Raw genomic sequence first — 14,095 nt, forward strand, 5'->3', positions numbered from 1 at the left:
TAATCAAAGGAGCATCCACATGAAGGCCGATTTACAAACACAGCTAAACCCGGAACAATGCTGGCGAATCTACTCTCGTCTCGAAGAAATGTCGCTGAAGCTAGCGAAAACCGTCGGCATTGAAGAAAGAGAGCTCGAAAGATACTACGTACCCCTCTGTCAAAACGACGAAGATCCCGGCAACCTCAAGCGTGCAATTTACCCACAGGCCATTACCAAGAAAACTGCAATGAGACAATTTGTACGCTCTCTCCAAAACAGCGGAAGAAAAAGTCGCCTAATCGGACTCGACAAGGCCCTTGAAGAAGAGCTCGGCTCCAAAGCTCTGAATGATTATAACCCGGATGAAATAGCAGGAAAAACCTTTGAAAGGCTGAAGGAAGACATAGCGGAGACAGTCGTCGATTATAGAAACAACAGAGCTGGAAGCAATAAAAGCTCCAAAAATAAGTTAAACGCTACCAATATATCTAAAAAGGAAATGTTCCAAGAGTATGTGAGGGGGATTGCTTGTGCTGCAACGTTTTTAGTGGCCAATAATGGCTCCGGATTAAAATCAGTCAACAAAGCGATAGAGCTTTCATATTATGATTTATGGGACTATGAAATGAACGAGATTCCGAATGATATTCGCATATCAATAAAAGATATATGTAAAGCAATCAATAAAACATCAGACGGAAATAGTGCAGGTCTTGGGCCTGCCCTCGTCCGTGACTTTCTCAAAGAATGCGGCTGTGTCTGGCTGGCCAAACCCGATGTTCACGCAATCGAGATCTTCAAGAGACTTAAGATTCTCGATAAGAATAAAGACACAGCATATTACGGCAGCGTAAAGGGTGCCGACCAGTTTACTGAAAAGATTTTTAATTTCGCAAGGAGCCTCCGCGCAAATAGTACGATGAACCACTCATCGATAACGCCTTATAAACTCGATAAACTGGTATGGCTGTTGTGCACAGGTAACTTCTACCTTCACGAAAAGAAAACAGATATCCACGATCTGATTTCTGTGAATCTCCTGGGCTAGAAGCCTACTTTACTCTTTCAATTCCAAAAACCCGATTGCTCCCCTTGGTTAACCATGGGGAGCAATTATGGCATGCGAGTTCAATCATCGAGGCTTGTCATGAATTGTTCTACGTTGTCGAATGTTTCGCCTATCCCATGCTCTGCCTCAAAACGTGCCTCGAAATTTGATACATGTTTCTTCATTTCGCTAATTTGGAAGCACCCGAAATGGGCAGTGCTGTCACCGGCGGCGCTTTCCTCCCGCACGTCAACATCCGGCCTCCCTCCCAGCGCACGCTCTATCTGCTTGCGAGAGCGCTCCTGCTCCTTTAATGCCGCTTTGAGCTCTTTGCGGCGGGCGACCATGGTGCGGACGACTTCGACCTCGGAGGCGGGGATGTAGTCAGAAAGCACCCTGTCTCCCTCACGATGATTGAGGTAGTAGTACTCGCGCCCACGAATCATCCGAACACGAACGCTCCCCTTTGGAAGCGAGGCAAGCTCCTTCTCCATAAGGTGACCAAGTCGCAAGGAGCGAGCATATTCCTCTCTGAGAACATCTTCCAGGACCGACATAGGCGCCCCTCTGTTACCCTACTTTTTTCTTTTTGTCTACTATTGTAGGGTAACATAGATTGTGCTCAGACCCCATTAATCAAAGAGCCCCGCCCCACCTCCGGCCTCCCAACCAGCGTGAACACGTACACCTCCAGGCTCGGGTTGAGCTTGCCGAGCATGCGAAGAATCTCGTTCAGCGTCGATCCGGACGTGTTGACGTCGTCGACCACCAACACGCGGGCGCCATGTGCGGCGCACAGCTTCTCATACTGTTTGACCTGCTCTTTATTGAACTCAAGGAAGTTCATGATGTAGGGGCGGTACCTCATCTTGACCACCTTTGACAGCGAGAAGTACTCCCCCGCGCGGATTGACGGGAGAAGCTCGTTCTCAACGTAGGTCCTCATCTGGTGGTACCGGTTGTCATAGCCGCGATTGCTCGTGGGCGCGTAACGCCGGTCGAACTTCTCCCAGTCAAAGCCAATCTCCGAGGGAGGTCGCTTCACAAGCTCCAGCGAGACGCCCTCGACCTCATGTGAGGTCCACTCGTCGATCTGCTCGATCATCCTGTTGACGAGCGGGCTCCGCCCCGAGACGGGGTACACAAAGAAGTCGATCGTTGCCAGGTTTACCTGCTCGTTCAGCAGCGCAAGCGGCGCGTTGATGAACTTCCTGAGATAGCCCTCCGGAATGACGTTCTGCCCCAGCCCCTTGATGTCCTCGAGAAACGCCCGACGGTCGAGGGGATGAGAGTCCGGCCTGAACTCATAGCCAAACCAGTAGGCTCTTCCCTTGAACTCGTCCCGCACCAGCGTCGGCGCGCAAAGGTCGACGACGCTCATGAGACTCTCGATGTCCCAGTGGTACTGTTTGACGCCATTTTCCACCGTCACGCGAGCGGCGATGCGATAGTTGTTCCCCTGAGCAGCCATGAGCTCACCTTTCACCCGTCTCTTGACGTACAAAACTGAGGAGCTCCTGATAACCCTTTGACCCAGCGGCAACGCCCACGATGGCGTGGAGAAGGTCGCTCGCAGCGGGCCTGAACGCATACCCCTCCCCGCGGAGAAGCACGCCGAGAAGAAGCGCGCCAGCACGCTTGTTGCCGTCAACGAACGGGTGCTGGGTCACGACCTCGAAGCACAGGCGTGCCGCCTTCTCCTTTGGGGTCGGATAAAGCTCGACGCCGCCGAAGGTTTGCCAGGGCTGTACGAGCGCCGCGTCGAGCAAGCCCGCATCACGTACGCCCCGCGAGCCGCCAAACCGCTCGATAGCGCGCCCGTGCAGAGCCAAGGCAACCTCTCTGGAGAGCGGCCCCGTCATCCGGCCAGCTCCTCAAAGACGTCCACATACTCGTCCATGAAATCGTCCGCAACTTCGATGTAGTCGAAGTTCTTCTCGGCATCTGTGTCGAACATCGCCCGTTCTTCTCGCCAGTAAACCAAGTGCTTCAGGAGAGACGTTACTGAGAGACATGGGACAGAAACGACTCATGCAACCTCATATCCTGAACCGTAGACAGGACACCTTGCACAAAGGAGCAAACATGAATACATTCAACCTGGCAGCTTCTGCAGAGAGCGGGCAACCTCTCGACGTCCTCGACTTTGTCGACTCCCCCGCCGTTCGCGCCCACTGGGAGAAGATCGGCTGGAACCCGTCTCCCATCGAGGCGTCCTTCATCATCTGGAACAGCCATAAGCGCACGATTGCCGAGAAGCACGCCGCATGGCGCAGTCTCATCGAGACCACGCCGGACGCCATCTTTCCCAAGCACATGCTGTATCTCGCGGGCGGGAGCCTCCACGCGTTCCTTGAGGCGTACATGCGAATCGAGGAGCAGCTTCTGGACGACCTCCGCTCATCGGAACCCGGAGAGGCCTGTTGCTGGATCGTCCAGAAGCGCGAGGTCCGCTATAGGTACGACGCGTACGTGCGCCCGTCGTTCGAGAGGGCAATCCGCAAGCTGCGCGACTGCATCGACGAGGAGGACTGGGGGCTCAAGGACGACCGGTTCATCCTCACCAAGCGATACTTTGCCGACGACTCCGACGAAGAGGACTACGACAGCGACGTGAGCGTGCTGGTCTCGCCGGACCTGGAGCCCATTTCCTTTGTCGACGATCGATCGCCCCGTCTGACCCAAGAGGAGAAGGACATACTCTGTCCGGGCTTTGAGGATATGTGGTTCAACTTCACGCTTCCGTTCAAGCGGGGCGACATTCTTGTGCACCATTCCCGCATCTACGGTGACGAGAGCCACTTTGTCCTCGATCACGATGCGACGCTCGACCCGGCGCGGGATGACGACGCAAGGATTCTCCGGCTCCGGAAGGAGCGCGGCGACTACACGGACATGCTGGTCCGCGGGCACTGGGTTGACGAGGTGGACGGCGTCGTGTGGTTCCGCGGCGGCTTTCACGACCTTCTCTCGCTGGAGCCGTACGACGGGGAGCTCGGTGGCTTTGAGCGAAAGCTTGAGCCGCTGAGCCGCTTCTCCCGCGGGGAGATCGACCTCAAACGCTGCCTGCAGGAGTGCGAGGCACTGGACGCCCAGGCGCGCAAGGAGCTCGAAGTCGAGCCCAGGAAGACCCAGCTCGAGCATGTCCGCTGCATATACGGGACATGGTCGCCCGAGCTGCACGACGCCGTGCTGCCGCCCGAGCTTCTCGACCTTCTTGGGTGATCGCCTGGGCGCGGCTGGTCAGGAGGCGGACTGGACCAGCCACTCCTCGTAGGCCCGCTGCATGACGCAGGCCCTGCCCGCCTTGGAGCGCTCGCTCTCCTGCTGGGCCAGCGCAAGCTCGTAGAGCTCGCTTTGCTCGAAGGCACTCGTGTCCCACTGTCCCGCCTGGATGCGCGCCCACACGACGTCAGCGAGCCTTTCGAGGGAGCGAACCTCCTCGTCTGTTGCCGTAACGGAGAGCGGAGGATGGAGCTCGCCTGTGTCCTTCTCGGGCTCCACGTAGAAGTCGCCCATGGAGACGACCTCGTAGCCCTCAAACTGGGGCGAGGACTCCACGAGCAGCTTGTAGAACCTCAGCTGACGCTCGTAGTCATCGGAGACGTTGTAGCTAAAGCCGGTCTTGTAGTCGACGATGCGCACCGTCTTTGCCGCATCATCAATGAGAAGCAGGTCAAGATAACCAAAGAGTGGGGTTCCCGCAGCGGTTGAGGCGGACAGCTTGGCCTCCGTGACCCTTCTGTAGCCCCTTGCGCTCTCAAGGAGCCACGGCACAAAGCTCGTGCAGATTCGCTCGAAGCGCTGCTCGTAACGAGAGACATCCGCAGCGGAGAAGTCCATCCATCGGACCCTATGGCGATGGGCCGCCATGACCTCGTCCAGCGAGGCGCCCTCTGGCCCCATGACCCGATTAGCTATGTCCTCCATCATCGCGTGCACAATGCTGCCAAACTCAAGCTGAATCTGGGGAGCCTCGGGCAGTCGCAGAACCTGGCGCTCGGGGAACGAGAGGCTGTTCGTGCAGCCCTCCTTGTAGCAGACAAAGGCATTGAGGGCAGAGGCCGAGAGATGCCTCACGTCCTTGTTGGCGTCGAGCAGGGTAACGAGCTCAGGAGTGTCAAGCCGGTAGCTGTCATGCCACTCGGTTGCGACGGCCACGTCAAGGGCATGAGGATCCGGGTCGACCTCGCGGGCCTCGACCACACCCGAGAGCTCACGCAAGGTTGACCCGGCGGCGCGATAGAGCTCCAGATGGCGCTTTGCGCGCGTCAGGGCAACGAAGAGAAGGCGCAGTGCGTCATCCTCGTCCTTCTCGTCACCAATGAGCAGGTTTAAGGGGTAGAGGCTCCCTCCGTTGGCCCCCTTGTGCCAGGTGGCGTCGTCGGCGTCGACAAGATAGACGCAATCGAACTCAAGACCCTTGGAGCTATGGGCAGACGTTAGCCGCACGGCCCCGGGAGCACCGAGGCTGACGCTCGCCTCGATGGACACACCATACTTTTGAGCCGCCTCGAGCAAATCCTCAACGTCGGGCAGACGAAGCGCTCGGCCGAGACCACCTGCCTGCGCGAACTCTCCCTCCACAAAGTCGAGCAGGGCCCGCATGCCGGCGTTGAACTCCGCTGCCGCAAGCGGATCCTTCTCGCCCTGATGACGGTAGTGCGTCATCGGGCGCGCCGCCATCTTGAAGAGCAGCTCGCGCACTGGCGAGCTTGACGCCTCCGCGGCCCAGGTCATGAGTCTGTCGTATATGCCACGGATGCGCTCGTTTTGCGTGCGCTCCATGGCGAGCAGCCAGTCTCCATGGAACTCCCTGTGCGCGGCGAGGGCAAAGCGCACCGAGCTCGGATGGTCACCGCCCAGCTCGGGCGCGCACACAATCTGAGGCAGACAGCTCGAGGCAACCTGCGCCTGCCCCCGCGAGAGCGCGCAGACGCAGCGAACCAGCGCAAGCATGGTCTGCATGCGCTCGGATGCAAAGAGATCTTGCGTCTGACGGTACGAGAAGGGAACGCCCTCCGCAACGAGATACGGGATGAGCGCCTTCAGGACGGTGTGTTTGGGTGAGATAACCGCAATGGCCTCGTCGGGATCCTTGCAGGTATTGAGGTAGCCGCCATCGATGCGCTCGCGGATGTCACGCGCCAGGGCGGCATACTCCTCCGCCTTGCTCTGAAAGACGGTCTCGGAGAACTCGGTCTGGTCTCCTCGGGGGCAGTTGGCCCGAATCGCCTTGTCGTCGCTTGCCGCGAGGCGACGCTCAACCTGTACCGCCACTCTCTGGCCAAGCTCGACGATGTCCGGAGTGGAGCGGTAGTTGATCATGAGCACGACGCTCTGCGGGTGGTAGCGATCAACGAACTGGTTGATGCACTCGATGGTCGCGCCCTGGAAGCGCATGATGGCCTGGTCGTCATCACCTACCGCCATGACGTTGGGGCGCTCAAGACCCTCGCAGAGGAGCTCGACGATTCTCATCTGGGCACCATTGGTGTCCTGGAACTCGTCGACCTGAATGTAGGTATAGGTGTCCTGGAGCTCCTGGCGTAGATTGTCGTCATTCTCGACCGCCTTTACGAAGTTGGCAATCATGTCATCAAAGTCGTAAAGATGCTGGTTGTCGAGGGTCTCTTGGTAGCGCCGGGCAACCGCGCAGGCAGCAAGGAGCCGTTCGCTCCCCTTCCGGATGCGGAGGCGCCTCCCCTCTCGGTTGCTTCCCTCGAAGAACGCGTTTCGGACGCTTGTGTAGCCCGCGGTCTTCTCGTTCTCGTCCACGAGCTCGGTGCGTCGGACGGTGTCGCGAAGGCTCGTGATAAAGGGCGCGTAGATTCCAGGAGTGGTGACCACGGGACGCTTGAGCTCGTCAGGGGCGTCCCCGCAGGCGTGCTCGACCTCGGTCTCAAAGCGCTCCGCAACGCGCGCGCTCGCCGTCATGGCAGCAATGTCGCAAAGCGAGGAGTTTTGCTCAAGCCAGTCCGCGGCATGGATGTTCTGCTCGGCAATCTTGGACAGCGCCTCGTAGGAGATACCGCTACGCTTGACCTTTGAGACAAAGGCAAGCATCTCCCGCGAGAAGTGCGCAACGTCTCCCCTGCCGATGCTTGAGAGCGGAGACCCAAACGGCAGCGTCTTGAGCAGCTCGTCCATGATCTCCGCTTGTCGAAGGCTTGTGACGAGCTGGTCGGAGGCGGGGCGGGGAAAGCTTTCCGGATGAGCCGCGCGAACGCTGCTGGCAAACCCGTGGAAGGTACTCACCTGGATGCCGTATGCCTCTCTGCCAATGAGCTCGATCAGGCGGGAGCGCATGGCCTCGGCACCTGCCTCGGTGTACGTGAGGCAGAGGATGTTCTGGGGAGCGGCGTCGCGCTTGATGAGGATGTTTGCCGCCCTCAGGCTCAGGAGCTGAGTCTTGCCCGTGCCAGGGCCGGCAATCACCATCAGCGGGCCATCCAGGCACTCCACGGCACGGCGTTGCTCGGGATTGAGCTTCTCCAACGCAGTCTGGAGCTCGTCGGTCATCTTCATTCCTGGATCCCCTGTTCGCCGCACACCCGTCAAGTGTCTCCATCAGTCTACACACGAGAAGTACGAAAAGATGTGATGAGAAAACGACCCATAGATGCGAATATACTGGATGGTCCAAAAGGGGCTGTCCCCTTTTGGACCATTACCAGTTGCCAGACAAAGGAAAAGCTGTCGACATGCCCTCTGGCACGCGAGCTCGGGCGCAGACCCCGTCTTTGGCGCCGTGCCGGGCGAGCGCTACGCCGACAGCAGCGACGAGTTCACACCGCGCATCGTAAGCGAGCTGTAAAAGGGGGACGTGTTCTTCCTCTCAGAGTTTTCGGGACAGGCCTCGAGTGTTGCTTGAGGCCCGCCCCAGACTCTCTGAGCGGAAGAGCCCGTCCCCCCTGCGGCCTGTCCCGAAAACTCTGAGAGGAAGAACACGTCCCCCTTTTACAGCTCGCGGGCGAGGGAGTAGGCGGTGGCCATTGCGTCCTTGATGTTTCCGGGCTTCTCGGCGTCGCCGATCACGTGAACGCGCGCCCCGGCGGCCGTCAGAGCCTCGGCGAGCGAGCCGTCCGGACGGTAGCCAAGCGCGAGCACCATCGTGTCCGCGCCCTCGATGACGTGCTCCTCTCCGTCCTTCTCGTAGGAGATCGAGTCCTCCGTCACGCCGGTGACGCGTGCCTCCGTGAGCACGTGCACGCCCTTGCTCATCATGCGCGTGATGAGGGCGGCACGGCCGGCGGCACCCTCCGTCGGGTCAAGCGTGGGCCCCATCTCCACGAGCGTGATGTCTCGGTTACCCTTGGCAAGGTCGTTCACCAGCGGCGCAAGGTAGTCGGCCACCTCGCAGCCCACAGATCCTCCGCCCACGACCACGATCTTCTTGCCCGGGAACGCGCGGCCGGCAAGGATGTCGTCGGCGGTCACGGCCTGCTTGAAGGCGCCCGCCCAGGCGGGCACGATCGGCTCCGCACCCGTGGCCAGGACAACCTCGTAGCCCGCAAAGTCGCGCGCCACGTCCTCGGCCGTGAGGTGCCGTCCCAGCCGCACCTCCACGCCAGCCTGCTCGAGGCGGCGCGCCTGGAACTTGATGACGCGCGTGAGATCCTGCTTGGCGATGGGCACCGCGGCGATGCGCATGGTGCCGCCCGGCTCGTCCGCCGCGTCCACGAGAACCACGTGGTGCCCGCGGCGCGCCGCCACAAAAGCCGCCTCCATGCCCGCCGGGCCCGCTCCGACAACCAGCACGTCGCGTTTCTCGGCGGCAGGCTCCACCGCGCCGTCGTCATGCTCCACGTCCGGGTTCACCGTGCAGGCGATGGGCTTGCCAAACATGATGCCCGTGAGGCAGCGGAGGCACCCGATGCAGGGGCGGATGTCATCGGTCGCGCCCATGGCGGCCTTGTTGCAGAACTCGGCGTCACAGAGGTTGGCGCGACCCATCATGCAGGCGTCGGCCACGCCCTCCTCGAGAAGCTCCTCGGCAATCCAGGCCTCGTTGATGCGGCCAACCGTTGCCACCGGGATGCTCACGCAGCGCTTGATCTGGCGCGCCACCTCGGCGTGGCTGCCCTGGCGCGTGCCCGCGGCGGGAATTGCCGAGCCGCGCTTGATGGTGGTGCCGCCGGAGACGTGCAGCAGGTCAACGCCGGCGCGCTCGAGCGCGCGGGCCACGTGGCACATGTCGGTGATGGTGAGACCACCGTCAGAGTACTCGTCCCCGGAGATGCGCACGTCGATGATGAAGTCCTCGCCGCAGCGCTCGCGCACCTCGCGAACGACCTCCAGCGTGAGGCGCAGGCGCGCGTCGATGTCGCCGCCGTACTCGTCGGTGCGCTTGTTGTAGAGCGGCGAGAGGAAGCCGCCGAGAAGCCCGTGCGCGTGCGCGGCGTGAATCTCCACGCCGTCGGTGCCGGCGAGCCTCATGCGCTCGGCCGCGTCACCAAACTGGCGCACGAGCACGGCAAGCTCCTCACGCGTCACGGGGCGCGGCGCCTCGCGCGCGTAGTAGGGGCCAACGTTGGACGGGGCGATCAGCTGCGGCGTGCCGGGAATCGGGAAGGCCATGTAGGCGGGGTGGAAGAGCTGCGGCAGGATCTTTCCGCCGTGCTCGTGGACGGCGGCGGCGAGGCGCTCCCAGCCGGGGACGTAGGAGTCGTCGGCGATGCACATGTCGCCAGGGAGGTAGACGTAGGTGGGCTCAACGGTCACGACCTCGGTGACGATGAGGCCCACGCCTCCCTTGGCGCGCGCCGCGTAGTGGTCGATGAGGGCGTCGGTCACATAGCCGTGGTCGGCCAGGTTGGTCGAGACGGGCGGCATGAAGACGCGGTTTCTCACCTCCTGGGTGCCCACCTTGAGGGGCGAGAACAGCAGCGGGTACTTCTCGGAGCTCGACGCGTGGTGCTTCTTTGATGTCATGGCACTTCCTTCCTGGGCGCACGGGGCACGGAATGGTATTGCATCAACCATAGCGCTTGCGCCCAGCGCGCGGTCCCGGACCCACGAGCGAAACCGCCTACCGCGGCGGGCGGCCGCCTGCGAGCCCGCGGCCCGCCCCGTGAAAGAATGTGGGCAGCCGGGGTAAAGAAGCTACATTTGCACCCCCTTCCACAGAATCGAGATAGCATGCCACGCACCCTCACCCGCATCGCCGCTCTTCTCGCCAGCGCGGCGCTTGCCGTCCTTCTTGCCTGCGTCGTGCCCGGAAGAGCCCTAGCCCAGGCCGTCTCCAAGGTCGTTGACCCCAACACCTCCTCGCGGTGGGAGGAGGTCCTCGGCGGGGGCGCCGGCGGGGGCGGCTACTCCACCGACCAGGCCGGGCGCATCTGGGTCGACAAGTCCGTCTACGGTAGCACCGATGAGGCACGCTCGGCCGGGCTTAACGTCACGCTCGCCGACGAGCGGCACGGATTTGCGGTGGGGCTCTCAGCGCTCTCCTCCGCCGTGTCCGTGCGCCAGGAGGGCGGACCGGCGCATGACGTCGTGTTCGTGGTGAGCACCAACCGGGTCCTGTCCGACCTGTCCTTTGGCGGCCGGCACCAGGCCGCCTACCTCGCCGACGCGCTCAACACCTCCATCGCACGCCTCATGGCGCAAAACGACGGCTCGGCCACTCCAACGCGCGTCAGCGTGATTGGCTACGACTCTGACGTGGTCACGCTCATGCCGCTCGATGTCTACGAGCCGGACCAGGACGGCCACTACGTGCGCTTCTTGCCCGGCTCGGGCGGCGCCGCGGGCTCGCTCGAGGTGGTGGCTACCGCGAAAAGCGGGGCAGAGACCGCGGACGCCGCGCTCGGCAGCGGCTCCTATCTGCAGCGCGCCGTGCACCTGGCGGGCGAGTCCCTCGTGGGGGCGGCCGGTGACGCCGGAGCCGCCGAGCGCGAGCCCGTCCTCGTGGTGATGGGGGTCGAGACGCCGCCCATGGCGAGCGTGAGCCTCTTCGACCCGCCCACCTACACGGGGGACGCCGCCGGCTTCCTGGGCCCGCTGCCCGGAACCCGCGTGACGGGCTACGGCACCGACGCGCTTCTCGCCACGCTGCTCACCATGCGCCACGAGGCGAGCCGTGTGGACAAGGCATGGGGCGAGGGGCGCGGGCTCGCCTTCTACACCGTTGGCCTTGACACGAGCGAGACGGCCGCCTACCTGCTGGAGACCCCGCTCGAGCAGGCGGCCCACGAGCTGCCGGGCTCGGGGGCTGCCACCGGGCAGGACCTGCGTGACAACCTTAAGGAGGCGGCGCGGGCCTATGCCGAGGCGGCTGCCGTGGGCGAGAAGAGCGTAGAGCTCGACCTGTTTGGCTCGGGCAGGGGCGGGCTCACCCCAGCCAAGGTGACGCTTCCCGTCGAGGGGGGCCTGGTCCCAGCCGACGACCCGCTCGCGGTCTCTCCCGTTGACGACTACCTCCCCGCACGCAGCGCCCGGGCGCTCACCTGGGCGCTCGGCTCGGCCGTGGGACGCTCGCTCGGTGTCTCCTACACCGCTCCGGCCTCGGGAGGCCCAGGCGAGGACGCGCCGGGCGGCAGCCGCGTCCAGCTCACCGACCGGATTGGCGCGGGCATGCAGGTCACGCGCGTGGACGGCATCGTCTACGGGTCGCACCTGCTCAGCGGGGCGGGAGCTGCCCAGGCGGTGAAGGTCAGCCTCGAGGACCCGTACAACCCCGACGCCACCCACGAGTTCAGCTACCTCGTGGAGGCCATGAACGCGCGCTACAACCTGGGCAGCGAGACCTACGGACTCTTCTACCAGGCGCTCGTTGACGGCCAGTTCTCCTACGCGAGTGACGACGACTTCTCCAACCACGCCTCCTGGTACGTGAACGAGGCACACGAGATGGTCCCCTCGCAGGGCAGCTCGTACACCTTCGCCACCCAGGCAGAGGTCGACGCCGCGGCGGACGGCAACTGGCAGGAGCGCGCCGACGAGGACGTGCGCGGTCGCATCGAGGCCGCCCAGGCGGCGGGCGCCACCGCCGTGTGCGAGACCTACTTCTACATCGGCGACTACCGCAGTCAGTACAGCGGCGGTGACGTCACGCTCTACGACTTCGTGGTGATGGTGGAGACCAGCCTTGCGACGGGGCGGCAGGAGCTTCTGCTCTCCATCCCCGTGGAGGCCGTGCCCGCCCTGCGCGCGGACGTGAGCGTGCGAGCGGACGGCACCGCCACCATGCGGCTCGACGAAGCGCTCGAGACGACCCCGATCCGGCTCGCCTACCAGGTTGCCCCCACGCCCGCCGTTTCCGCGCTGCTCGAGCGCATGGAGGCCGGCGAGCTCGTGAGCGACGCGGAGCTCGAGGGCGCGCTCGGCGAGAAGGTCGCGCACGGCGGGCTCGCAACCCGTCTGATCTTTGCGAGCGACTTCACCGGCTCGGGAGACTCCGCCGAGGCGGGGGCGACCGCGAATGCCTGGGCCGCCCAGACGAACTCCTACTACGCCTTCACGCGTGACACGCCCCTGCTTGTGCGCCAGGGCAGCGCCTACGTGCCGCTCGCCACGATGCCCGTGGCCGGCGAGACGTACTACTTCGAGAGGACCACGTACTCGGCGAGCTTCCCCTCGCCTGACGACGAGGTGCCGGCGAGCGTCGAGCGGACGTACGCGCCCTACGTGATGGCGGAGGGCGCCGCACAGGCCGAGAGCCGCTTCGTGCTCCAAGACGGGCAGTGCGTGGCACTCGCCGGGACCCCGCGCTACGTCACGGCCGAGACGCTTGGCTCGGTGGAGAAGATCCCCAACGCCACCGCGAGCGCGCCCTACGTGGAGCGCCTCTCCGTGGAGGCGCCCGAGTCCGGGGGCGTCCACCTTGTGGCGAGCCTCGGAAACAACGGCGCGCTCGTCGTGCCGGCCGGGGTCGGGCTGGGCACGCTGCGCGTGAGCAAGGGCGTGGACGGCGGCGCGCCCGGCGCGAGCTTCGCCTTCACCGTCACGCTCCGGGACGCGGACGGCACGTCCCTCTCTGGGGAGGTGGGCTATCGCGTGGGCGACTCCGCGGAGACGGCCGTGCTCGACGACAGCGGGTCCTTCTCGGCAAAGCTCTCCGACGGACAGGAGCTCGTGGTCGAGGGGATACCCGAGGGCACGCGCTACCTCGTGCGGGAGGACGACTACTCCGCCTCCGGCTACCTCTCCCTGCAAACGGGCAGCGAGGGGACGATCGAGGCTGACGGTGAGGCGCTTGTCTCCTTCACCAACGTATGGAGCGCGGGCGGCCTGGGCATCGCCAGCGTGATGGCCGGCAACGACGCCGAGCCCGACCGTGCGGTCTCGTTCGAGGTGGTCGTGCGCGGCCTCTTTGCGGCGCACCCGGGCGAGGACGAGCTCACCTTCGAGGCAACGCGCCACGCGGGCGACCAAGTTAGCAAGGAGCGGCTCGTGTTCTCGCGCGTGGAGGGAGGGACCGACGGCGTGGCACGCGTCGAGGGACTCACGGGAGGGTCGGGGCTGCTCGTGTCCGGACTCCCGGAGGGAGCCTCGTACACGGTGAGCGAGCTTGACGCCGACGCGCTCGTCGCCGACGGCTACGTCATCTACGCGGGAAGCGCCGACGAGGTTGCGGCGGGCAGGGAGGCTACCTCCGCCGAGGGCACCGTCGCGGGCGGGGACGCCGTGAGCGCGGCCTACTTCGTGCACGTGCGCGAGAAGGACCCCGATCCGACGCCCGACCCGGACCCCGATCCGACGCCCGATCCGGACCCCGATCCGAGCCCGGGCACCGACCCGACGCCCACGCCCGACCCGACGCCGGAGCCGGAGCCTGATCCAGAGCCGGATCCCGAGCCGGAGCCTGATCCAGACCCAACACCGGAGCCTGACCCAGAGCCGAATCCCGAGCCGACACCGGACCCGGACCATGACCCGACTCCCGAGCCCGAGGGTGAGGAGGCCAACGGTCAGGCAGATGCCGAGCCCCTCCCCGAGTCCGGCGACGCGACAAGCTCCCCCGGGGTTCTTCTCGCCGTGGGGGCGTGCGGCGTGGCGCTCGTAGCCGCTGGCATCGTGGTCGCCAGGAGACGCGGCGGGCGATGAGCCCGCTGCCGGCGC

Annotated in this window: 8 protein-coding genes; 3 read left to right on the forward strand and 5 right to left on the reverse strand. The window is 63.7% G+C overall.

Annotated features, from left to right (window positions below):
• The first annotated feature begins 19 nt into the window (after positions 1-19).
• Positions 20-1,030: a hypothetical protein gene (locus QUW25_RS00690; protein WP_289510312.1), complete on the forward strand. Its 1,011-nt coding sequence runs from the start codon at positions 20-22 to the stop codon at positions 1,028-1,030.
• 80 nt (positions 1,031-1,110) lie between these two features.
• On the opposite strand, the gene QUW25_RS00695 is transcribed toward QUW25_RS00690, so the two are convergent.
• The 3 genes from QUW25_RS00695 to QUW25_RS00705 all read right to left on the reverse strand — a co-directional run bounded on the left by QUW25_RS00695 (position 1,111) and on the right by QUW25_RS00705 (position 2,892).
• On the reverse strand, positions 1,111-1,587 hold the full coding sequence (locus QUW25_RS00695) for a hypothetical protein (RefSeq protein ID WP_289510313.1): 477 nt from the start codon (positions 1,585-1,587) through the stop codon (positions 1,111-1,113).
• Positions 1,588-1,652: 65 nt separating this feature from the next.
• Complete coding sequence (locus QUW25_RS00700; RefSeq protein ID WP_289510314.1) at positions 1,653-2,501, reverse strand: phosphoribosyltransferase; 849 nt, start codon at positions 2,499-2,501, stop codon at positions 1,653-1,655.
• A gap of 4 nt (positions 2,502-2,505) precedes the next feature.
• Entirely contained in the window at positions 2,506-2,892 is a 387-nt protein-coding gene (locus QUW25_RS00705) for a type II toxin-antitoxin system death-on-curing family toxin (RefSeq protein ID WP_289510315.1), read from the reverse strand.
• Positions 2,893-3,115: 223 nt separating this feature from the next.
• On the opposite strand from QUW25_RS00705, the gene QUW25_RS00710 reads away from it, so the two are divergent.
• Positions 3,116-4,255 (forward strand): hypothetical protein, encoded by a 1,140-nt coding sequence (locus QUW25_RS00710; protein ID WP_289510316.1) that lies wholly within the window; start codon positions 3,116-3,118, stop codon positions 4,253-4,255.
• An 18-nt stretch (positions 4,256-4,273) separates the two neighbouring features.
• Here the strand turns inward: QUW25_RS00710 and QUW25_RS00715 are convergent, their stop codons facing one another.
• Both QUW25_RS00715 and QUW25_RS00720 read right to left on the reverse strand, forming a co-directional pair.
• A complete protein-coding gene (locus QUW25_RS00715; RefSeq protein WP_289510317.1) occupies positions 4,274-7,552 on the reverse strand; it encodes an ATP-dependent helicase in 3,279 nt (1,092 codons plus the stop codon).
• A 438-nt stretch (positions 7,553-7,990) separates the two neighbouring features.
• Positions 7,991-9,964 (reverse strand): FAD-dependent oxidoreductase, encoded by a 1,974-nt coding sequence (locus tag QUW25_RS00720; protein WP_289510318.1) that lies wholly within the window; start codon positions 9,962-9,964, stop codon positions 7,991-7,993.
• Positions 9,965-10,171: 207 nt separating this feature from the next.
• Between QUW25_RS00720 and QUW25_RS00725 the strand changes: the two genes are divergently transcribed.
• Positions 10,172-14,080 carry a DUF7601 domain-containing protein gene (locus QUW25_RS00725; protein WP_289510319.1) on the forward strand — a complete coding sequence of 1,303 codons (3,909 nt, stop codon included), beginning with the start codon at positions 10,172-10,174 and terminating at the stop codon, positions 14,078-14,080.
• Positions 14,081-14,095: the final 15 nt, after the last annotated feature.

Origin of the sequence: Thermophilibacter provencensis, assembly GCF_030372065.1 — a bacterium.
Classification (GTDB): domain Bacteria; phylum Actinomycetota; class Coriobacteriia; order Coriobacteriales; family Atopobiaceae; genus Thermophilibacter; species Thermophilibacter provencensis_A.

Excerpts from the sequence above, each read along its gene's own strand:
- QUW25_RS00715 (WP_289510317.1), bottom strand. The coding sequence starts at position 7,552 with ATGACCGACGAGCTCCAGACTGCGTTGGAGAAGCTCAATCCCGAGCAA.
- QUW25_RS00695 (WP_289510313.1), bottom strand. The coding sequence starts at position 1,587 with ATGTCGGTCCTGGAAGATGTTCTCAGAGAGGAATATGCTCGCTCCTTG.
- QUW25_RS00720 (WP_289510318.1), bottom strand. The coding sequence starts at position 9,964 with ATGACATCAAAGAAGCACCACGCGTCGAGCTCCGAGAAGTACCCGCTG.
- QUW25_RS00690 (WP_289510312.1), top strand. The coding sequence starts at position 20 with ATGAAGGCCGATTTACAAACACAGCTAAACCCGGAACAATGCTGGCGA.
- QUW25_RS00725 (WP_289510319.1), top strand. The coding sequence starts at position 10,172 with ATGCCACGCACCCTCACCCGCATCGCCGCTCTTCTCGCCAGCGCGGCG.
- QUW25_RS00710 (WP_289510316.1), top strand. The coding sequence starts at position 3,116 with ATGAATACATTCAACCTGGCAGCTTCTGCAGAGAGCGGGCAACCTCTC.
- QUW25_RS00700 (WP_289510314.1), bottom strand. The coding sequence starts at position 2,501 with ATGGCTGCTCAGGGGAACAACTATCGCATCGCCGCTCGCGTGACGGTG.
- QUW25_RS00705 (WP_289510315.1), bottom strand. The coding sequence starts at position 2,892 with ATGACGGGGCCGCTCTCCAGAGAGGTTGCCTTGGCTCTGCACGGGCGC.